The organism is Streptomyces sp. BJ20, assembly GCF_022869105.1.
Classification (GTDB): domain Bacteria; phylum Actinomycetota; class Actinomycetes; order Streptomycetales; family Streptomycetaceae; genus Streptomyces; species Streptomyces griseoincarnatus.
This window is the reverse complement of record NZ_CP094918.1, coordinates 6,773,629-6,793,118: the sequence shown is the minus strand read 5'-3', so window position 1 is coordinate 6,793,118 and position 19,490 is coordinate 6,773,629. Positions and strand designations below refer to the sequence as shown.

18 protein-coding genes and 1 tRNA gene are annotated in these 19,490 nt (G+C 72.5%); 11 read left to right on the top strand and 8 right to left on the bottom strand.

Going from position 1 to position 19,490, the window contains the following annotated elements:
* The first annotated feature begins 58 nt into the window (after positions 1-58).
* A tRNA-Ala gene (locus MTR79_RS30465) sits at positions 59-132 on the top strand.
* Positions 133-187: 55 nt separating this feature from the next.
* Here MTR79_RS30465 and MTR79_RS30460 read toward each other — a convergent pair.
* Positions 188-859: a hypothetical protein gene (locus MTR79_RS30460; RefSeq protein ID WP_244792530.1), complete on the bottom strand. Its 672-nt coding sequence runs from the start codon at positions 857-859 to the stop codon at positions 188-190.
* Between the two features lie 141 nt (positions 860-1,000).
* Positions 1,001-1,477 (bottom strand): GNAT family N-acetyltransferase, encoded by a 477-nt coding sequence (locus MTR79_RS30455; RefSeq protein WP_086703353.1) that lies wholly within the window; start codon positions 1,475-1,477, stop codon positions 1,001-1,003.
* A 51-nt stretch (positions 1,478-1,528) separates the two neighbouring features.
* On the opposite strand from MTR79_RS30455, the gene MTR79_RS30450 reads away from it, so the two are divergent.
* Positions 1,529-2,332 (top strand): exodeoxyribonuclease III, encoded by an 804-nt coding sequence (locus MTR79_RS30450; RefSeq protein ID WP_189365033.1) that lies wholly within the window; start codon positions 1,529-1,531, stop codon positions 2,330-2,332.
* Positions 2,333-2,443: 111 nt separating this feature from the next.
* Here MTR79_RS30450 and MTR79_RS30445 read toward each other — a convergent pair whose 3' ends face one another.
* Entirely contained in the window at positions 2,444-3,073 is a 630-nt protein-coding gene (locus MTR79_RS30445; RefSeq protein ID WP_086703372.1) for a MerR family transcriptional regulator, read from the bottom strand.
* A 177-nt stretch (positions 3,074-3,250) separates the two neighbouring features.
* Between MTR79_RS30445 and MTR79_RS30440 the strand changes: the two genes are divergently transcribed.
* The 4 genes from MTR79_RS30440 (at position 3,251) to MTR79_RS30425 (ending at position 6,835) form a co-directional block, all read left to right on the top strand.
* Complete coding sequence (locus MTR79_RS30440) at positions 3,251-4,768, top strand: NAD(P)/FAD-dependent oxidoreductase (protein ID WP_086703350.1); 1,518 nt, start codon at positions 3,251-3,253, stop codon at positions 4,766-4,768.
* Positions 4,765-5,703 (top strand): alpha/beta hydrolase, encoded by a 939-nt coding sequence (locus tag MTR79_RS30435; protein WP_244792528.1) that lies wholly within the window; start codon positions 4,765-4,767, stop codon positions 5,701-5,703. Before MTR79_RS30440 ends, MTR79_RS30435 begins: the two co-directional genes overlap by 4 nt.
* Positions 5,700-6,584: an SDR family oxidoreductase gene (locus tag MTR79_RS30430; RefSeq protein ID WP_086703347.1), complete on the top strand. Its 885-nt coding sequence runs from the start codon at positions 5,700-5,702 to the stop codon at positions 6,582-6,584. Before MTR79_RS30435 ends, MTR79_RS30430 begins: the two co-directional genes overlap by 4 nt.
* Positions 6,585-6,664: 80 nt before the next feature.
* Positions 6,665-6,835 carry a hypothetical protein gene (locus tag MTR79_RS30425; RefSeq protein ID WP_189365040.1) on the top strand — a complete coding sequence of 57 codons (171 nt, stop codon included), beginning with the start codon at positions 6,665-6,667 and terminating at the stop codon, positions 6,833-6,835.
* Between the two features lie 75 nt (positions 6,836-6,910).
* On the opposite strand, the gene MTR79_RS30420 is transcribed toward MTR79_RS30425, so the two are convergent.
* Positions 6,911-10,162, bottom strand: coding sequence for a S41 family peptidase (locus MTR79_RS30420; RefSeq protein WP_244792526.1), 3,252 nt, complete (start codon positions 10,160-10,162; stop codon positions 6,911-6,913).
* Positions 10,163-10,336: 174 nt separating this feature from the next.
* Between MTR79_RS30420 and MTR79_RS30415 the strand changes: the two genes are divergently transcribed.
* From MTR79_RS30415 to MTR79_RS30400, 4 genes are all read left to right on the top strand, one after another.
* Positions 10,337-10,939, top strand: a complete 603-nt coding sequence (locus tag MTR79_RS30415) for a TetR/AcrR family transcriptional regulator (protein WP_086703370.1) — start codon at positions 10,337-10,339, stop codon at positions 10,937-10,939.
* Positions 10,940-11,044: 105 nt separating this feature from the next.
* Complete coding sequence (locus MTR79_RS30410) at positions 11,045-13,261, top strand: MMPL family transporter (RefSeq protein WP_244792524.1); 2,217 nt, start codon at positions 11,045-11,047, stop codon at positions 13,259-13,261.
* Between the two features lie 139 nt (positions 13,262-13,400).
* Complete coding sequence (locus MTR79_RS30405; protein WP_244792522.1) at positions 13,401-13,913, top strand: YbaK/EbsC family protein; 513 nt, start codon at positions 13,401-13,403, stop codon at positions 13,911-13,913.
* Positions 13,914-14,055: 142 nt separating this feature from the next.
* The gene (locus MTR79_RS30400) at positions 14,056-14,331 is read left to right on the top strand and encodes a DUF1876 domain-containing protein (protein WP_048457393.1); all 276 of its coding nucleotides are present in this window, start codon (positions 14,056-14,058) and stop codon (positions 14,329-14,331) included.
* A gap of 187 nt (positions 14,332-14,518) precedes the next feature.
* On the opposite strand, the gene MTR79_RS30395 is transcribed toward MTR79_RS30400, so the two are convergent.
* The 4 genes from MTR79_RS30395 to MTR79_RS30380 all read right to left on the bottom strand — a co-directional run bounded on the left by MTR79_RS30395 (position 14,519) and on the right by MTR79_RS30380 (position 18,407).
* Positions 14,519-15,709, bottom strand: coding sequence for a serine hydrolase domain-containing protein (locus MTR79_RS30395; RefSeq protein ID WP_244792520.1), 1,191 nt, complete (start codon positions 15,707-15,709; stop codon positions 14,519-14,521).
* Between the two features lie 82 nt (positions 15,710-15,791).
* Positions 15,792-16,562 (bottom strand): ABC transporter ATP-binding protein, encoded by a 771-nt coding sequence (locus MTR79_RS30390; RefSeq protein WP_048457391.1) that lies wholly within the window; start codon positions 16,560-16,562, stop codon positions 15,792-15,794.
* Positions 16,550-17,311, bottom strand: coding sequence for a cobalt ECF transporter T component CbiQ (cbiQ, locus tag MTR79_RS30385; RefSeq protein WP_244792518.1), 762 nt, complete (start codon positions 17,309-17,311; stop codon positions 16,550-16,552). Before cbiQ ends, MTR79_RS30390 begins: the two co-directional genes overlap by 13 nt.
* Position 17,312: 1 nt before the next feature.
* Positions 17,313-18,407: an energy-coupling factor ABC transporter permease gene (locus MTR79_RS30380; protein WP_244792516.1), complete on the bottom strand. Its 1,095-nt coding sequence runs from the start codon at positions 18,405-18,407 to the stop codon at positions 17,313-17,315.
* A gap of 211 nt (positions 18,408-18,618) precedes the next feature.
* Between MTR79_RS30380 and MTR79_RS30375 the strand changes: the two genes are divergently transcribed.
* Entirely contained in the window at positions 18,619-18,981 is a 363-nt protein-coding gene (locus tag MTR79_RS30375) for an SsgA family sporulation/cell division regulator (protein ID WP_086703336.1), read from the top strand.
* Positions 18,982-19,490 lie beyond the last annotated feature (509 nt).

The window sequence follows — 19,490 nt, the reverse complement described above, 5'->3', positions numbered from 1 at the left end:
CTCGGCCAACGGATTTTTGAGCACCCCGATCGGGATGCTAAAGTTTCACTCGTTGCAAGGGCCTGTGGCGCAGTCCGGTAGCGCACCTCGTTCGCATCGAGGGGGCCAGGGGTTCAAATCCCCTCAGGTCCACGCAACGAAGCCCCGACCGGGATCTCCCGGCCGGGGCTTCGACTTGTTCGGGCTGTCAGCCGGCACCGGTCATGTCCAGCACCTTGGCCGCGTCCGGAGGTCTCACGTCCAGCGGTTCGTCGAAGGCGCTGAAGGACGTGGTGACGACGCGCTCGTCGTCCTTGTGGACGACCTTGAGGATGTACGGCTTGCCCTCGGCGGCGATGGAGAAGGTGAAGGAGCCGTCCTCGCCGTCGGCCACCTCCAGCGAGGTCGCCGGTATCCCGTCGACCTCGGTCGGACCGCCCTTCTCGTCCGCCTCGCCGAACGAGGCGAACTCGTACGTGCACTGCGCGAGCCCGTCCCCCGGCACCGACTCGCTCGCAGGCGTCTTGATCCAATGCTCCTGCTGGCCCGTGCCGGGCCTCCGCTTGCCGAACTTCTCCAGGTAGGCCCGGTTCGGGCGCACGTAGTCCGACCCGTCGATCCGGATCTGTTCCAGGCGGGAACCCGAGGCCCCGCTCGACGTGAACGTGCACGTGTCGTCGAGGTCGGTCGTGAGGCGGGTGGACAGCTCCCCGTCCTCGGTCGTCCTGTTGACTATGTCGACGGTCACCGATTTCAGCGCGTTCATCGTGGCGTTCGCGTCGTCGAGCAGGTGATCGGCGGAGCTCGTCTCCGTCTTGCCGTCGTCGGAACAACCGGTCACGGCGACTGCCGTCACCAGGCACGCCAGTGCCGCTGTCACAGCGGCAGACATTCTTCGCATGAGGCCCCCTCGGACGAGAAACGGATCGATCATGCCACGTGACCTGGGCGGGGCTGCCACGCGTGAAGCCCCGGCCGCGTGCAGCGGACGGGGCTTCGACGAAGGGGTGCTTCTGGGCCGCTACAGGTTCTTCGCGTAGCAGCGGCTGTCCTCGTGGAAGCGGTAGTAGCCGAACTTCTCGCAGGGCTCGTAGCCGCTGGAGGTGTAGAGGGCGATGGCCTCCGGCTGCTTGGTGCCGGTCTCCAGGACCATGCGGACGCGGCCGGCGGCGCGGGCGTCCTCCTCCAGGGCGGCGAGGATGCGGCGGGCGAGACCTCTGCCGCGCATCTCCTCGACGACGTACATGCGCTTCAGCTCGGCGTCGCCGTCCCGGTTGCCCTCCTCGTTGGCGTCCTGGACGCGCCAGCCGCCGGAGGCGACCGGGACGCCGAGCGCGTCGTAGGCGATCAGGTAGATGCCGTTGGGGGGACGGAAGTCCGCGGGGTCCATGGGGGTGGCGTCGCCGCCGTCGCCGTAGCGGATGTCGTACTCGGCCTGGACGGCTGCGTCCAGTTTCACGGCGTCGGGATGGTCGTAGGGGACCGGGCGGATTTCCATGACGAGTACCGTAAAACATGCCTGGACCTGCGCGTGTCGTATCGTGCCCTGGTGCTCACCGTGACCTCTGTCAACGTCAATGGACTCCGCGCCGCCGCCAAGAAGGGCTTCGTGGAGTGGCTCGCCGGGACCTCCGCCGATGTGCTGTGCCTCCAGGAGGTGCGGGCCGAGGCGGCGCAGCTGCCGGAGACGGTGCGGGAGCCTGAGGGATGGCACGTGGTGCACGCGCCCGCCGCGGCGAAGGGGCGTGCGGGGGTGTCCCTGTACACCCGGCGTGAGCCCGACAGCGTCCGGATCGGCTTCGGCTCGGCGGAGTTCGACGGCAGCGGGCGCTACGTCGAGGCTGACCTGCCCGGTGTGACGGTCGCCTCCCTGTACCTGCCGTCCGGCGAGGTGGGCACGGAGCGGCAGGACGAGAAGGTCCGCTTCATGGACGAGTTCCTCGCCTACCTCAAGGAGCTGCGGGAGAAGGCCGCCGCCGACGGGCGCGAGGTCGTCGTCTGCGGTGACTGGAACATCGCGCACGAGAAGGCCGACCTGAAGAACTGGCGCGGCAACACCAAGAACTCCGGCTTCCTGCCCGAGGAGCGGGAGTGGCTCTCCCGCGTCCTCGACCCGGCCGACGGCGGCTACGTCGACGTGGTGCGGGCGCTGCACCCGGACGTCGACGGCCCGTACTCGTGGTGGTCGTACCGGGGGCGGGCCTTCGACAACGACACCGGTTGGAGGATCGACCTGGCCGTTGCCACCCCCGGGCTGGCCGCGCGAGCGGTCAAGGGATTCGTCGAGCGAGCGGCCAGTCACGAGGAACGGTGGTCGGATCACGCGCCCGTGACGGTGGTCTTCGGGCAGTGAGGTCCTCGTGCGAGCACGCGGACGCGGACGCGAGACCACGCCGCGTGCTCACACGAAGCTTGTCGGACTCGGCTGTCCGATCGCGCGCTTTTCTCGGTGAGGGTGAGACGCTCACATGAGGTTGTCGCGTTTGCGCAGCCTCCGGTCCAGCGCCAGCGACAGCTCCGCGTCCACCACGCTGCGGGCCAGCGGGCGCAGGCGGTGGAGGGCCTCCTCCGGGGCGTGGCGGAGGATCAGGCCGGCGAAGAGGTCGGCGAGGGCGTCGGCGTGGGCGCGGACCTCCGCGCCGGTGCGGAGCACCTCGCCGAGCGGGATGCCCTCGCGGACCAGCGCCGCGGACACCTCCAGCAGACGGCGGCTGATGTGGACGATCTCCTCGCCGTCGACGCCCAGGTAGCCGAGGTCCAGGGCGGCGGCCAGGTTCTCCGGGGTGACCTCGCCCGCGAAGTGGTCGGCGAGCTCCTCGGGGGTGAGACGGACCGGGGTCTCCTCCGTGGGGACCTCCATGCCCAGCAGGTCGCCGACGCCGCGCCCGTTGTCGAAGGCCTCGGCCAGTTCCGCTATGCCGTTCAGGGTGTGACCGCGCTCCAGCAGCGCCGTGATGGTCCGCAGCCGGGCCAGGTGGTGGTCGTCGTACCAGGCGATGCGGCCCTCGCGGCGCGGCGGCGGGATGAGTTTGCGCTCGCGGTAGAAGCGCAGGGTGCGCACGGTGATGCCGGCGAGCCGCGCCAGTTCCTCCATGCGGTACTCGCGCCGTTCCGTGGGGGTGCCGCTGTCGTCCGTCACACCTGAACCCTAGGTCGTACCGGCGGTAACTTTCCTCGCACGCCCCCTACCCATGAGTACGGCACTGCTCTACGCTCCCCATTGCGCCAGTGTTCACTGGCATGGTTCTGAGCGATGCGCGGAGGCTTAGGGATGGCCGAGCACGAGCATGTACGGGTCGCGGTGATCGGGTCGGGATTCGGCGGACTGGGTGCCGCCGTACGGCTGCGCCGCGAGGGGATCACGGACTTCGTCGTCCTGGAGCGGGCCGGCGGCGTCGGCGGCACCTGGCGCGACAACAGCTACCCCGGGTGCGCCTGCGACGTGCCCTCCCACCTGTACTCCTTCTCCTTCGCGCCCAACCCCGACTGGCCACGCTCCTTCTCCGGCCAGGAGCACATCCGCGCCTACCTGGAGCGCGTCACCGACACCTTCGGACTGCGCCCGCACCTGCGTTTCAACGCCGAGGTGAAGCGCATGACCTGGGACGCCGAGCGGCTGCGCTGGGACATCGAGACCACCGGCGGCAACTGGAGCGCGGACGTCGTCGTCTCCGCCACCGGGCCGCTGTCCGAGCCCAAGCTGCCGGACGTGCCCGGTCTCGACACCTTCCCCGGCAAGGTGTTCCACTCCGCCCGCTGGGACCACGACTACGACCTGCGCGGCAAGCGCGTCGCCGTGATCGGCACCGGCGCCTCCGCCATCCAGATCGTCCCCTCGGTCCAGAAGCAGGTGGAGAAGCTCACCCTCTTCCAGCGCACCCCCGCCTGGGTGCTGCCCCGCATGGACCGGCCCATCGGCGCCGCCGAGCGCGCCGTGCACCGGGCGCTGCCCTTCACCACCAAGCTGCGCCGCGGGCTGCTGTGGGGCATCCGCGAGCTCCAGGTGCAGGCGTTCACCAAGCACCCGGGCGAGCTCGGCTTCGTCGAGCAGCTCGCCAAGCGGAACATGGCGCGGGCGGTCAAGGACCCGGCGCTGCGGGCCAAGCTCACCCCCGACTACCGCATCGGCTGCAAGCGGATCCTGCTGTCCAGCACGTACTACCCGGCCCTCGCGCAGCCCAACGTGGACGTCGTCGCGAGCGGGCTGACCGAGGTGCGCGGATCCACCCTGGTCGCCGCCGACGGCAGCGAGGCCGAGGTCGACGCGATCGTCTTCTCCACCGGTTTCCACGTCACCGACATGCCGATCGCCGAGCGGGTCGTCGGGCCCGAGGGCAAGACCCTCGCGGACGTGTGGTCGGGCGGCATGCAGGCGCTGCGCGGCGCCTCCGCGGCCGGCTTCCCCAACTGGATGACGATCATCGGCCCCAACACCGGCCTCGGGAACTCCTCGATGATCCTGATGATCGAGTCCCAGCTGAACTACATGGCCGACTACCTGCGTCAGCTCGACGTCCTCGGAGGCCGGGTCGCCCTCGACGCCCGCCCCAGCGCGGTCCGCGCCTGGAACCACCGGGTGCAGGAGCGGATGAAGCGCACGGTGTGGAACACCGGCGGCTGCACCAGCTGGTACCTCGACGCGAGCGGCCGCAACACCACCATCTGGCCCGGCACGACAGCCGAGTTCCGGCGCGCCACCCGCCGCGTCGACCTCGCCGAGTACGCCGTGCTGCGCGCCGCCGACGCGCAGCCGGGGGCCGGCGCGGAGAACGCGGAGGTGGCCGCATGAGCCGCCCCACCCCCGTCACCACCGGACGCTACGCACCGCCCGCCCCGGTGCGCGAACTGACCGCCACCTCCGCCGACGGCGCCCCGATCCACGTCGAGGTGCACGGGCCCGAGGGCGCGCCCGCCGTCGTCCTCGCGCACGGCTGGACCTGCTCGACCGCCTTCTGGGCCGCGCAGATCAGCGAACTCGCCGCCGACCACCGGGTGATCGCCTACGACCAGCGCGGCCACGGACGCACCCCGGCGAGCCCCGCGTGCAGCACGGACGCGCTCGCCGACGACCTCGAGGCCGTCCTCACCGCCACCCTCGCCCCCGGCGAACGCGCCGTGATCGCCGGGCACTCCATGGGCGGCATGACGGTGATGGCCGCCTCCGCCCGGCCCGCGTTCCGCGAGCACGCCGCCGCCGTCCTGCTGTGCAGCACGGGCAGCGCGCGGCTGGTTCCCGAGTCCACGGTGCTGCCGCTGCGTCCCGGCCGGGTCCGGACCTGGATCACCGGGCACATCCTCGGCAGCCGCGCCCCGCTCGGCCCGGTCACCCCAGCCGCCCGGCGCATCCTCAAGTACGCGACCATGGGCCCCGCTTCGGCACCCGCCATGGTGGAGGCCTGCGCCCGCATCGTGCACGCCTGCCCCCGCACCGTGCGCCACGCCTGGTCGCACGTGCTCGCCACGCTCGACCTCGACGCCGCCGTACGCGAGGTGCACGTGCCCGCGGAGATCGTCGTCGGGACGGCCGACCGGCTCACCCCGCCCGTGCACGCCCGTGCGCTCGCCGCCGCGCTGCCCGACTGCCGCGGCGTCACCGAGCTGCCCGGCGTCGGCCACATGACCCCCGTCGAGGCGCCCGACCTGGTCACCACGCGGATCCGGGCCCTCATCACCGCACACGTGAGTGCCCAACAGCCGTCCGTACCCGTCGAGGAGAGCGCATGAGCAGGGTCAGTCTCGAAGGAAAGGTCGCCGTCGTCACCGGCGCGGCGCGCGGGGTCGGGGAGCTGCTCGCCCGCAAACTCTCCGCGCGCGGTGTGAAGGTGGCGCTCGTCGGACTCGAACCGGACGCCCTGAAGGACGTCTCCGCCCGGCTGCACAGCGACAGCGACCACTGGCACGCGGACGTCACCGACCCCGAGGCGATGGCCCGGGTCGCCGCGGAGGTGCGCGAGCGCTTCGGCCGGGTGGACATCGTGGTCGCCAACGCCGGTGTGGCGACGGGCGGCCCGTTCACCGAGTCCGACCCGGACGCCTGGCGGCGGGTCATCGAGGTCAACCTGATCGGATCGGCCGTCACCGCACGGGCGTTCCTGCCGCTGCTCGCCGAGAGCCGCGGCTACCTGCTGCAGATAGCGTCCCTCGCCGCGATCACCCCGGCGCCGATGATGACGGCGTACTGCGCCTCCAAGTCCGGTGTGGAGGCGTACGCGCACGCGCTGCGCGCCGAAGTCGCCCACCGGGGCGTCAAGGTGGGCGTGGGCTACCTGTCGTGGACCGACACCGACATGGTGCGCGGCGCCGACCAGGACGACGTCATGCGGGAGTTGAGGCAGCGGCTGCCCTGGCCGGCCAACAAGACCTATCCGCTCGGGCCCGCCGTGGACCGGCTCGTCGCCGGCATCGAGCGGCGCTCCGCGCACGTCTACGGGCAGGCCTGGCTGCGCGGCATGCAGGGCGTCCGCGGCTACCTCCCCGCCCTCATCGGCACGGTGGGGCAACGGGAGATGAAGCGGTTCGGGCACCGGCTCGACGGGCTGCGCATCGGCCTGGTCGGGGCGGGCGGCAGCGCCGACGAACAGCATCGCGCTACGGTGCGTGACTGATCGACATGCGCAGGGTAACCGCCCGTGTGAATCTGGTCGGGCAAGTTCCCCACCCACAACGGGAGTGAACCCTCATGGGTATGAAGGACCAGATGCAGGAGAAGGCCGGCCAGTTCCAGGAGCAGGCCAAGCAGCGCGCCCAGCAGGGCAAGGAGCAGCTGCAGAACCGCGGCCGCCGTCGGGAGGACGAGCAGGACCCGCAGCGCCGCCGCGAGTCCGAGGAACGCTTCGACCAGGACCGCGAGGTCTGACGTCGACGCACCCGGGCAGTGACGTGCCGTAGGAAGGGGTGCCCCTGGCGAAGGGGGCACCCCTTTCTCGCGCCCTCAGCGGCTGCGCGGCGGCAGCTTCGGACGCGACCGGTCGGGCACGTCGGCGTATCCCGGGGCCGAGGCGGGCGGTTCGGCCTCCAGCAGGTCGAGCGCGAGCCGTACGGCGTCGTCCAGGACCGCGTGCCGGCCCTCGGCCCAGTCCAGCGGGGTGCGCAGCGCCTCCAGGTCGGGGTCGACGCCCCGGTTCTCCACGGACCAGCCGTACGCGTCGAACCAGGCCGCGTTCATCGGCACCGTGATCACCGTGCCGTCCCCGAGCCGGTGCCGGCCGGTCATGCCGACCACCCCGCCCCAGGTGCGCTGCCCCACCACGGGCCCCAGCTCCAGCAGCTTGAACGCGGCCGTGATCATGTCGCCGTCGGAGCCGGTCGCCTCGTCGGCCAGCGCGACGACCGGTCCGCGCGGCGCGTTGGAGGCGTACGACACGGGCTGGGCGTCGCGGGTGAGGTCCCAGCCGATGATGGTGCGGGTCAGCTTCTCCACCACGAGCTCGCTGATGTGGCCGCCCGCGTTGCCGCGCACGTCCACGATGAGCGCGGGCCGGGACATCTCCATCCGCACGTCCCGGTTGAACTGCGCCCAGCCGGAGCCGCCCATGTCGGGGATGTGCAGATACCCGCAGCGGCCGCCGCTCAACTCCCGCACGACGGCACGGCGTTTGGCCACCCAGTCCTGGTAGCGCAGGGGTGTCTCGTCGGTCAGCGGGACGACCGCGACCCGCCGCGGCGGGCCTTCGCCGTCCGGTACGAAGGTCAGCTCGACGGTGGTGCCGCCCGCCGCCGCGAGCAGCGGGTACGGCCCGGCGACGGGGTCCACCGGGCGGCCGTCGACATGGGTGAGGACCGCGCCCTCGCGGATGCCCGCGCCGGCCAGCGGGGAGCGGGCGCGGGAGTCGGAGGAGTCGCCGGGCAGGATCCGCTTCACCGTCCAACCGGCCTCCCGGTGCACCAGGTTGGCGCCGAGCAGGCCTTGGCGGCGCTGGTAGTGCGGGGGCCCCTCGTTGCGGCGTGCGGCGGTGACGTAGGCGTGCGAGGTGCCCAGTTCGCCGAGGACCTCGCGCAGCAGGTCGGCGAACTCGTCGGGGGAGGCCACCCGTTCGACCAGCGGGCGGTACTGCTCCAGCACACCGTCCCAGTCGATCCCGCACATGTCCGGCTCCCAGAAGTAGGCGCGGATCAGCCGCCCCGCCTCCGCGTACGCCTGGCGCCACTCGGCCGCCGGGTCCGCCTCGTGCTTGACGCGGCGCAGGTCGATCCAGACCGTGGAGTCGCCGTCGCCCCGCTCGGTGGCGGGCGCCGCGCGCAGCTCGCCCTCGTCGACCACGACCAGCCGGGTGCCGTCGCCGCTCACCGCGAAGAAGTCGAGGCCGCCGACGAGTTCGGACTTCTTCGCCTTGGGGACGTCGAAGTGCTCCAGGGTGGGCCGGCCGCTGGTGTCGTCGGGGTTGGCGAACGTCTCGCCGAGCGCGCCCGAGATCGGCCAGCGCAGCCACACCAGCCCGCATCCGGCGACCGGGTACAGCCCTGAGTACTTGGAGGCCGCCACCGGGAAGGGAGTGACCCTGCTCTCCAGGCCCTCCGCCTCCACGGTGACCGTGCCGCCCTCCTCGCCCTCCTCCTCCAGCGGGTCGAGCCCCCCGGCGGCGGGCCGCCCCTCCGGGTTCAGCGCGAACGGCGAGGGTGTCGCAGACGACAGCGGCACCAGGTACGGGCGACAGCCCAGCGGGAAGGACAGGTCGCCGGTGTGCACGTCGTACACCGGGTCGAAGCCGCGCCAGGACAGGAACGCCAGGTAACGGCCGTCCCGGGTGAAAACCGGGTTCTCGTCCTCGAAGCGGCCGCCTGTGACGTCCAGGACCAGCCGGTCCTTGATCCGTGCGAGCTTGATCTGCCGCAGCGACCGTCCGATCACCGGGTGGGACCAGGCCAGCCAGGCGCCGTCGGGGGAGAAGGCGAGGTCGCGCACGGGGCCGTTTCCGGAGTGGATCAGCTCGGTGACCTCCTGAGCCGTCCCGTCCGTCGCCTCGTCGGTGTCCACCAGCAGCAGCCGCCCGTCGTGCGCGGCGACCGCGAGACGCTGCCCCTCGGGGTCGGCGACCATCTCCAGCACCCGGCCCAGCTTCCCGGCGGCCAGCCTCCGGTGTGCGCGGGGGCCGGTCGCCCGGGGCAGCGAGGCGATCTCCACGGCGTCCTCGCCCTCGGCGTCCGTGACGTACGCGATCTGGCCGCCCGCGCCGAGCATCTCCGGCAGCCGCACCCGTACGCCCGGGGTGTCGGTGAGGGTGCGGGCGGGGCCGTCGCGGTGGGTGAGCCAGTACAGGCTGCCGCGTACCACGACCGCGCTGGCCCGGCCGGTCTCGTCGACGGACAGGCCGTCCAGGTGCTGCGCCGTGGGCACCTGGTAGGGGCGCCGGCCGGAGCGCGGACCGCTCAGCCGCACGTCCAGCCGGCGCGGCTGTGAGCCGGGCGACAGGTCGTCCACCATCCACAGGTCGCCGGCGCACTGGTAGACGACGCGGGTGCCGTCCGTGGCGGCGTGCCGGGCGTAGAAGGCGTCGTGGTCGGTGTGGCGGCGCAGGCCGGTGCCGTCATGGGCGCAGGAGTAGAGGTTGCCGATGCCCTCGTGGTCGGAGAGGAAGGCGATCCGGCCGCCGACGAACATCGGCGAGTGCAGATGACCGTCGAGTCCTTCCAGCAGACGGTGGCCGTGCAGCCAGAGCCGGCCGGTGGCGCCGCCCCGGTAGCGCTTCCAGGACGCCGGTTCGTGCGGCGGGGTGCCGGTGAGCAGCAGCGACCTGCGCTCGCCCGCCAGGTCGGCGACCTGGATGTCGGAGACCGGGCCCCAGGGCAGCTTGCGTCCGGGGCTGCCGTCCAGGCCGAGCTTGTAGGCCCAGGTGAAGTAGGAGAAGGGCTCGCCGTGCGAGGTGACGGCGAGGATCGCCTCGTGCCCGTGTTCGTCGGGCGGGGCCCAGCCGCAGACCCGGGTGTCGGAGCTGCCCCAGTACGTCAGCCGCCGGCCGGGGCCGCCGTCCACCGGCGCCAGGTGCACCTCGGGGTCCAGGGTGCGCCAGCTGGTGTACGCGATGTGGCGGCCGTCGGGGGAGAAGCGGGGGTGGCCGAGCTTGGTGCGGTCGGCGGTGAGCCGCCAGGCGCGGCCCGCACCGTCCAGCGGGGCGAGCCAGAGGTCGTCCTCCGCCACGAAGCACAGCAGGTCGTCCTTGAGGTGCGGCAGACGCAGATAGGTCACCCTCCCCATGCTTTTCCGGGGGACGGACCGCAGCAACTTATGCCGAACCGACAACCGTGACGCACACCACGTACGAAACGGTTTCGTTTCGCTACTCGTGCGTTGTACCGTCGTCTTGTACGAAACCGTGTCGTTTCTTTGACGCGGTGGGACCGGAGCGGAAAGGTGGTCGGCATGAGTGACAGCGCGACGTCACGTCGCAGCCGGATCACCCCCGAGCGCGAGGCCGAGCTGTACGGGGCCGTGCTCGACCTGCTCCGTGAGGTCGGTTACGACGCCCTCACCATGGACGCCGTGGCCGCCCGCACCCGGTCCAGCAAGGCCACGCTCTACCGCCAGTGGGGCGGCAAGGCCGAGCTGGTGGTCCGGGCGATGCACAGCCAGAAGCCGGGCAGCATCGCCGACGTGGACACCGGGTCCCTGCGGGGTGACCTGCACACGATCATCGGCCGCGAGGACGACTGCGTCATGGCGGAGAACGTCGCTCTCATGCGCGCGCTCGCCATGGCGGTGCACCAGAACGACGACCTGCGCCAGGCGCTCCGTGAGTGGCTGGTGGAGCCGGAGGTCGAGGAGTTCCGGCGGATCGTCGACCGCGCGGTCCGACGGGGCGAGGTCCGCGCGGACTGCCCGGCGCTGGACTACATCGTGCACATGCTGGTCGGGGCGTTCGCCACCCGGACACTGATCGACGAGCAGCCGCCCACGCAGGCTTTCCTCACGTCGTACATCGACGCCGTGGTACTCCCCGCCCTCGGAGTCGCCCCAGCCGACTGACCCCCAGTCGCACCGAGACAGCCACCTCCTGACGTATCCGCTCACGCCGTCGGGCTGATCCTTCCTGCCCTGAAACATCCACGACCTGACCGGGAGCACGCCCTCGTGGCCACATTCCTGTACCGACTCGGCCGGTTCTCCTTCCGGAAACGGCACGTCGTCGCCCTCTTCTGGGTGGCGCTGCTGGCGCTCGCGGGCGCCGGCGCGGCCGGCGCGCCCGCGGCCGGCAACTCGTCCTTCTCCATCCCCGGCACCGAGGCCCAGAAGGCCTTCGACCTGCTGGACGAACGGTTCCCCGGCGCCAGCGCCGACGGAGCAACCGCCCGCGTCGTCTTCAAGGCGCCCGACGGCCAGAAGATGACCGACCCCGGCAACAAGGCGGCGGTCCAGGACACCGTCGACGAGCTGTCCGGCGGCGCCGAGGTCACCCAGGTCACCGACCCGTACCAGGGCGGCGGCGTCAGCCAGGACGGCACGGTCGCCTACGCCTCCGTGACCTACGAGGTCCCCGGCATGGAGCTGGAGGAGTCCTCCCGGGAGGCACTGAAGGCCGCCGCCGAGGACGCCCGCGACTCCGGGCTGACCGTCGAGATCGGCGGTGACGCCCTCCAGGCCGTCCCGGAGACCGGCTCCGCCGAGATCATCGGCATCGGGGTCGCCGCGGTCGTCCTCGTCATCACCCTCGGCTCGCTGCTCGCCGCCGGACTGCCGCTGCTCACCGCGATCGTCGGCGTCGGCATCGGCGTCGCGACCATCACCGCGCTGGCGAGCACGCTCGACCTGGGCTCCACCACCTCCATCCTGGCCTCGATGATCGGTCTCGCGGTCGGTATCGACTACGCCCTCTTCGTGGTCTCCCGCTACCGCGCCGAACTCGCCGAGGGCCGCGAACGCGAGGAAGCGGCCGGACGGGCCGTCGGCACCGCCGGTTCCGCCGTGGTCTTCGCCGGTCTGACCGTCGTCATCGCCCTGGTGGGCCTGTCCGTCGTCAACATCCCGATGCTGACGAAGATGGGCATCGCCGCCGCAGGCACGGTCGCCGTCGCGGTCCTCATCGCCCTCACCCTCATCCCCGCCGTGCTCGGCTACGCCGGCCGCCGTGTCCGTCCCGCGGGCGAGAAGAGCAAGCTGCTCGGCGGCGGACGCGCCACGGACAAGGCGGACAAGCCCAACATGGGCACCCGCTGGGCGAGCTTCGTCGTCCGCCGCCCGCTGGCCGTGCTGCTGCTCGGCGTCGTCGGCCTCGGCGCCGCCGCGGTCCCGGCCGGCTCCCTGGAGCTGGGCCTGCCCGACGACGGCTCCCAGCCGACGTCCACCACGCAGCGCCGCGCCTACGACCTCCTCTCCGAGGGCTTCGGCCCCGGCTTCAACGGCCCGCTGGTGGTCGTGGTCGACGCCCAGGGCAGCGACGACCCGCAGGCCGTCTTCCAGCAGGCCGGCGACGAGATCAAGGCGCTCGGCAACGTCGTGAACGTCGCCCCCGCCGCCCCCAACAAGGCCGGCGACACCGCGACGATCGCCGTCATCCCGGACGCCAAGCCGTCCTCGGCCGCCACCGAGGACCTGGTCCACGACATCCGGGCCGCCGGCGCCGACATCAAGGACGGCACCGGCGCGGAGGTCCTCGTGACCGGCGCCACGGCGATGAACATCGACGTATCGCAGAAGCTGAACGACGCGCTGGTGCCGTACCTGGTGCTGGTGGTCGGACTCGCGTTCCTGCTGCTGATCGTGGTGTTCCGCTCGATCCTGGTCCCGCTGAAGGCGGCCCTCGGCTTCCTGCTCTCCGTGCTGGCGGCCCTCGGCGCGGTCGTCGCGGTCTACCAGTGGGGCTGGCTGTCCGGCCTGATGGGCGTCGAGGAGACCGGCCCGATCATGTCGATGATGCCGATCTTCATGGTCGGCGTGGTCTTCGGACTGGCCATGGACTACGAGGTCTTCCTCGTGACCCGCATACGCGAGGCCCACGTCCACGGCGAGAAGCCGGCGCAGGCCGTGGTCACCGGGTTCCGGTACAGCGCGCGGGTGGTGACCGCCGCGGCGGTCATCATGATCGCGGTGTTCTCCGGGTTCATCGGGTCCAGCGACTCCATGGTCAAGATGATCGGCTTCGGCCTCGCGATCGCCGTCCTCTTCGACGCGTTCGTGGTCCGCATGGCCATCGTCCCGGCCGTCCTGGCGCTGCTCGGCGCCAAGGCCTGGTGGCTGCCGAAGTGGATGGACCGCGCCCTGCCCAACGTGGACGTGGAGGGCGAGAGCCTCGCCGCGCACGCCGGCGCGGCGGACAAGGACGACGAGGACAAGGAACTCGTCCGGGCCTGACCGCCCGGACGGTCACGACCAGCCGGTGAGGGCTCCGTGGGGACGGGGCGCCCTCACCGGCTTCCTCGTTCCCGTCCGCCGTGTCCGCCGCCCGGAACGAGGTCGCGTGCGCCGGGTTCCGGCGGTTACGGTGCCCCGCATGACCACTTCAGCCACCGGAGACGAAGGCTTCGCAGCCCACCCACGCTTCGCCGAGGCCCTGCGCGAACTGGGCCTCGAGGACGTGGTCGGCCAGGTCCGCCGCTTCCCGGACGCCACCCGCACCGCCGCGGAGGCAGCGGCGGCGGTCGGCTGCCAGCTCAGCGAGATCTGCAAGTCCCTGATCTTCGCCGCCGACGGCGACCCGGTCCTGGTCCTGATGGACGGCGCGTCCCGCGTCGACCTCGACCGGGTCCGCGAGGAACTCGGCGCGGGGCGGGTCACCCGCGCCAAGGCCGACGTCGTCCGCGAGACCACCGGGTACGCCATCGGCGGCGTACCCCCCTTCGGCCACCGCACCCGCACCCGCGTCCTCGCGGACCGCTCCCTCCTCGACCACCCCGTGGTCTGGGCAGCGGCAGGCACCCCCTACGCGGTCTTCCCGATGCCCCCGAAGGACCTGATCACCCACGCGGGCGCCACGCTGGTGGACGTCCGCGAACACGAGGCGTGAGGCCTCCGGTGACCGCGGTGGTGAGACACCCCGCGGTCACCGGCGACAGGCCGGATGGAGCCGCGCAGCGCCGCACGGGCGCGTGCGGCGGGTGAGCTGAAGGCGCACCCTGGAATCAGAGGACATCCGGAGGTGATCCGTCATGATGCACACCGCAGTGGGATGGCACATCGAGATGGAGTTCGTCGAGGACGACCAGCACACCCGCGCGGTCGCGATGGTCAGGCTGCCCGACGGGTCCGAGGTGCGCGCCCACGGGCACGCGTCCCGGCACTACACCGACTCCAATCAGCCGCGGGTCGGGGAGGAGATCGCCGGCGCCCGGGCCCTCAACGAACTCGCCATGCAGATGCTCGACAAGGCGCACCGCGAGATCGACGACGCGTCCGGCCGCGTCTCGCACCCGATCCACGTCTAGGGTCTCTCGTTTGGATCAGGCCGGATCAGGGAGCGGGGTCCGGTGCCGTGCGTCGCAAGGCCGGGGTCCGGTGCCGTGCGTCGCAAGGCGGAGGAGGGCGGCAGGGCGGAGCCCTGACAACCGACGACAACGCGGCGAGGCGCGGTGCCAGGGCCCGCGAGCCCGGCCTGATCCGAACGAAAGGTCCCTAGGCACGGCCAGGCGCGTCCGGGGGCAGCCGCACGCCCTCCCGAACCGCGCGGATCAGCGCCTGGGCCCTGGGATCCGCGGTGACCGTCCTGCGGAAACCGTTGGTGACGTAGCCGAGGGCGACGCCGGACTCCGGGTCGGCGAAGCCGAGGGAGCCGCCGCGGCCGGGGTGGCCGAAGGAGCCCGGGGCCAGGAGCGGGGAGGCGCTGCCGTGCAGCATGTAGCCGAGCCCGAAGCGGGTGCCGACCACCAGGACACGGTCGGGACCCGCCGACTCCTGCGCGCGGGCGCGCTCCACCGTGTCCGGGGAGAGCAGGCGCACCCCGTCGACCGGGCCGGTGAGTGACGCGTAGAAGCGGGCCAGCCCGTCCGCCGTCGCGATTCCGTTGGCGGCGGGCAGGGCGGCCGCGTGGAAGGCGGGGTCGTTGTGGTCCGGGGACGGGTGGATCGCGGCGAAGGCGCGGCGGGTGAGGGAGTCCGGGTCGGTGTAGGCGGCGGTGACCGACCGCTTGGGCCGGGCGCGCAGCGCCCCCGACGGCTCGGGCGCCGCGACCTTGCCGACCCGCCCGACGCGGTGCGCCTCGGAGGCCGGAAGGCCCACCCACAGGTTCAGGCCCAGCGGAGCCGCCATCTCGGACGCGATCCACTCCCCGGTGCCCTTCCCGGTCACCCGGCGCACCAGCTCGTCCACCAGCCAGCCGTACGTCAGCGCGTGGTAGCCGTGGTCGGTGCCCGGCTCCCACACGGGGGCCTGCGCGGCGACCGCCTCGGCGGCCCGTACCGGGTCGGTGGCGTCGGCGAAGCTCAGCGGACGGTCCAGCACGGGGAGGCCCGCGCGGTGCCCGAGGACGTGCCGGACCAGCACGCCCTCCTTGCCGTGCGCCTTGAACTCCGGCCAGTACCGGCCGACCGGCGCGTCCAGGTCGAGCAGGCCCCGCTCGTGCAGCATCAGCACCGCGGCGGCCGTGACCCCCTTCGTCGCCGACCGCACGACCTGCGCGGTGTCCCGCTGCCAGGGCGCGTCGCCGTCGACGTCCTTCGTCCCGGCCCACAGGTCCACGACCCGATGCCCGTCCCGGTACACGGCGAGCGCCGCCCCCCGCTCCCCGAGCCGTTCGAAGTTCCGGGCGAACGCCTCCCGGACCGGTTCCCAACCGCCGGCCACCGTGCCGTGCACTTCGACGCCCATGTCCCGTCGTTCCTTCCACTCGCCTGCGACAGTGGGAGCAACCACACCGCCGCGCCTGCGATTCCGGGGCGCGGCGCGCCCGTCACCCACGGCCGGGCGGTGCCGGCACGGAACGCGGGTCGAAGCCGTACGGCAGTTCCAGGCGGTGCGCCCGCATGAGGCCGTCGTCGGCGAGCAGGTCCCCCGTCGGGCCGTCCGCCGCGATCACCCCGTCGCTGAGGACCAGCGCGCGCGGGCACAGCTCCAGCGCGTACGGCAGGTCGTGCGTGACCATCAGGACGGTGACGTCCAACGAGCGCAGGATGTCGGCCAGTTCACGGCGGGACGCCGGATCGAGGTTGGAGGACGGCTCGTCCAGGACGAGGATCTCCGGCTCCATCGCGAGCACGGTCGCCACGGCCACCCGGCGCCGCTGCCCGAAGGAGAGGTGGTGCGGCGGGCGGTCCTTGAACTCCGCCATGCCGACCCGCTCCAGGGCGCGGTCCACGCGCGCCTCCAGCTCGGCCCCCTTCAGCCCGGCCGCCGCCGGACCGAACGCCACGTCCTCCCGCACCGTCGGCATGAAGAGCTGGTCGTCCGGGTCCTGGAAGACGATCCCGACCCGGCGCCGGATCTCCGCCATGTTCCGCCTGCCGACCTCCAGGCCGGCCACGCGCACGGTGCCCGCGCCGCCGGTGAGGATGCCGTTGAGGTGCAGGACCAGGGTGGTCTTGCCGGCGCCGTTCGGCCCGAGCAGCGCGACCCGCTCGCCGCGCCCGATGGTGAAGTCCACGCCGAACAGGGCCTGATGGCCGTCGGGGTAGGCGAACGCGAGGCCGGAGACCTCCAGGGAAGCAGTACTCACAGGGTCCATCCCAGCAGACACACGACGAGGGCGGCGCAGGGGAGGGCCAGGGCGTACGACCACTGCGCCCGGGACGCCGCCACCTCGTCGATCACCGGCACGACCCCGGTGTAGCCGCGGCTCACCATCGCCAGATGGACGCGCTCGCCGCGTTCGTAGGAGCGGATGAACAGCGCGCCCGCCGACTTGGCGAGCACGCCCCAGTGCCGTATCCCGCGCGCCTCGAAGCCCCGGGACTCGCGGGCGATCCGCATGCGGCGCATCTCGTCGGTGATGACGTCGCCGTAGCGGACCATGAAGGACGCGATCTGCACCAGCAGCGGCGGCAGCTTGAGCCGCTGGAGGCCGTGCAGCAGCTCCCGCAGTTCGGTGTTGGCGGCGAGCAGGACGGACGCGGCGACGCCGAGGGTGCCCTTGGCCAGCACGTTCCAGGCGCCCCACAGGCCGTTCACGCTCAGCGACAGCCCGAGGACGTCGACCCGCTCGCCCTCGGCGACGAACGGCAGCAGCACGGCGAACGCGACGAACGGCACCTCGATCAGCAGCCGCTTCAGCAGGAAGCCGGCCGGCACACGCGCCGCGTACGCGACCGCGGCGAGCAGCACGGCGTACGCGCCGAACGCCCACATCGCCTCGCGCGGCGTGGACACGACCACGATCACGAAGGCGAGCACCGCGGCGAGCTTGGTGTGCGGCGGCAGGGCGTGCACGGGGGAGTGGCCGTGCCGGTAGAGCCGGTGGGAGTGACCCGCGCCCACGTCAGACGCTCGTGCCGGCGGGGGAGGTGTCCTCCGCCCGCTCGTCGGCGGCGCGCCGGCGGCGGACCGCCCAGAACACGCCCGTGCCCGCCACGACCGTCACGCCGACGCCGATCACGCCCGCGAGGCCGCCGGACAGCCGGGCGTCGTCGACGTCCTTCACGCCGTAGTCGGCGAGCGGGGAGTCCGCGACCGCGTGCTCCTCCGCCTGCTTGTCGATGCCGTGGTCGGCGGCGACCTTCTCCAGGCCGTCCGGGTTCGCCGAGGCGTAGAAGCTCACGAACCCCGCGAGCATCAGCGAGGTGACCAGGCCGGCGATCCAGACCTTGCGCGGGGAGCGCGCGGCGGCCGGGACGGGCTCCGCGGTCTCCGGGGCGTCGACCAACTCGCCGTTCACCCGCAGCTTCAGCTTCTGACCCAGCCCGCGCGCGCCGTGCACCAGGTCGGGGCGTACGGCGATCACCGCGCCGACGGTCAGCGCGGTGATGGCGGCCTCGCCGAGGCCGATGAGGACGTGCACGCCGACCATCGCGGTGGCGACCTTGCCGATCGACACGTCGGTGGTGCCGCCCACCGCGTACAGCAGCGTGAAGACGACCGCGGAGGCCGGGACGGAGACCAGGGCCGCCACGAAGGAGGCGGCGGTCACCGAGCGGCGGGAGCGCGGCAGCACCTTCACCAGGCCGCGGAACAGCGCGTAGGCCACCACGGTGGTGGTGATGGCCATGGTGGTGATGTTCACACCGAGCGCGGTGAGGCCGCCGTCGGCGAACAGCACGGACTGGAGCATCAGCACCACGGACACGCACAGCACACCCGTGTACGGGCCGACGAGGATCGCGGCGAGGGCGCCGCCGAGGAGGTGGCCGCTGGTGCCGGCGGCCACCGGGAAGTTCAGCATCTGCACGGCGAAGATGAACGCCGCGACCAGCCCGGCCAGCGGGGCGGTGCGCTCCGCGCCGCCGCTCGCGCCGGGGCGTGCGGTGTCGTCGAGCTCGCGGCGCGCGCCGCGCAGGCTCACGGCGATCGTGCCGGCGGCGAGGACGCCGGCGGCGGCGGATACGGGGACGTCGATGAATCCGTCAGGTGCGTGCACGGACCCGATGATGTGTCCTCTTGCGAACCTTTCGCAAGAGCGAGTGGCTTGTTCTACGTCTCGTCGTACGTTCCGTCTACCTCATCTGTGATATAGGCCGCTCGGAAGCGCGGATTCCGATTTGGGTGCACGATGGGACGGGGGTGGGTAAACGGCTGATAAGCCATGGATGCCTTGCCGGGGCGTACGACGCAGCGTAAGGGGCCCACCGATGTCCGTGATCGAGCAGTACGCGCGAGTCCACATCGTGACGGATGAGGATCCCCTGCTGGAGAGTCACGGGGCGGTCCCCGTGGTGCTGCGGTACGACCCCGAGCACGACCCCCGCCACGTCCGGGTGGACCTGCCCGGGACGCGGCCGCTCGAATGGGTCGTCGACCGGGACCTGCTGGAACACGGCCTCAAGGCGCCCGTGGACAGCGGCGGCATACGGGTCTGGCCGTGCGGCCGGGTGCAGGCGGTGGTGGAGTTCCACACGGGCCAGGGCCACTCGGTGGTCGAGTTCGACAGCAAGACCCTGTCCCGCTTCCTCCGCCTCACCCACACGACGACGGCCCAGCCGGTCCCCCACTGACCGCCCGGCCGGAGGACTGCTCGGGCGGAGGACTGCTCGGGCGGAGGACTGCTCGGGCGGAGGACTGCTCGGGCGGCAGGCGGCAGGCCACGGACGCCGTGCGCCGGGTCGCCCGCGTCGGCCGCATGCCCGTCCGCCCATGCCGGCCGCACCGCCCCGCGAGCGCGCCCGCGGCCACAGACACGCGCCTGGTACCTGCCGCACCCCGGCGAGGCGGGCCTCCCCGGCTGTCAGCACGGCATGACGGGGTGGCGGGCCGCCGGACAGTCGGCGGCCGGGCTCGGAAACGGTGGACCATGCCCGGTGACCGGCCGAAGCAAGGCGCCCGCCGGTCCGTACGGCGGCCGTCCGGTACAGCGCGGCCTTTTCGGTACGGCAGCCCTGTCCGGTACAGGCGCCTGTCCTGTACGGCAGCCTGTCCGGTACGGTCGCTTGTCCGGCACCGGCACCGGCACCGGCGGCGGCCCGGTCGCCTCCGCCGAAGGGCGCGGGGCGCCCCCGTAGCATGC

Excerpts from the sequence above, each read along its gene's own strand:
- MTR79_RS30425 (WP_189365040.1), top strand. The coding sequence starts at position 6,665 with ATGAAGGACCAGATGCAGGAGAAGGCCGGCCAGTTCCAGGAGCAGGCC.
- MTR79_RS30440 (WP_086703350.1), top strand. The coding sequence starts at position 3,251 with ATGGCCGAGCACGAGCATGTACGGGTCGCGGTGATCGGGTCGGGATTC.
- MTR79_RS30395 (WP_244792520.1), bottom strand. The coding sequence starts at position 15,709 with ATGGGCGTCGAAGTGCACGGCACGGTGGCCGGCGGTTGGGAACCGGTC.
- MTR79_RS30405 (WP_244792522.1), top strand. The coding sequence starts at position 13,401 with ATGACCACTTCAGCCACCGGAGACGAAGGCTTCGCAGCCCACCCACGC.
- MTR79_RS30400 (WP_048457393.1), top strand. The coding sequence starts at position 14,056 with ATGATGCACACCGCAGTGGGATGGCACATCGAGATGGAGTTCGTCGAG.
- MTR79_RS30430 (WP_086703347.1), top strand. The coding sequence starts at position 5,700 with ATGAGCAGGGTCAGTCTCGAAGGAAAGGTCGCCGTCGTCACCGGCGCG.
- MTR79_RS30415 (WP_086703370.1), top strand. The coding sequence starts at position 10,337 with ATGAGTGACAGCGCGACGTCACGTCGCAGCCGGATCACCCCCGAGCGC.
- MTR79_RS30455 (WP_086703353.1), bottom strand. The coding sequence starts at position 1,477 with ATGGAAATCCGCCCGGTCCCCTACGACCATCCCGACGCCGTGAAACTG.
- MTR79_RS30375 (WP_086703336.1), top strand. The coding sequence starts at position 18,619 with ATGTCCGTGATCGAGCAGTACGCGCGAGTCCACATCGTGACGGATGAG.
- MTR79_RS30390 (WP_048457391.1), bottom strand. The coding sequence starts at position 16,562 with ATGGACCCTGTGAGTACTGCTTCCCTGGAGGTCTCCGGCCTCGCGTTC.
- MTR79_RS30445 (WP_086703372.1), bottom strand. The coding sequence starts at position 3,073 with ATGGAGGAACTGGCGCGGCTCGCCGGCATCACCGTGCGCACCCTGCGC.
- MTR79_RS30435 (WP_244792528.1), top strand. The coding sequence starts at position 4,765 with ATGAGCCGCCCCACCCCCGTCACCACCGGACGCTACGCACCGCCCGCC.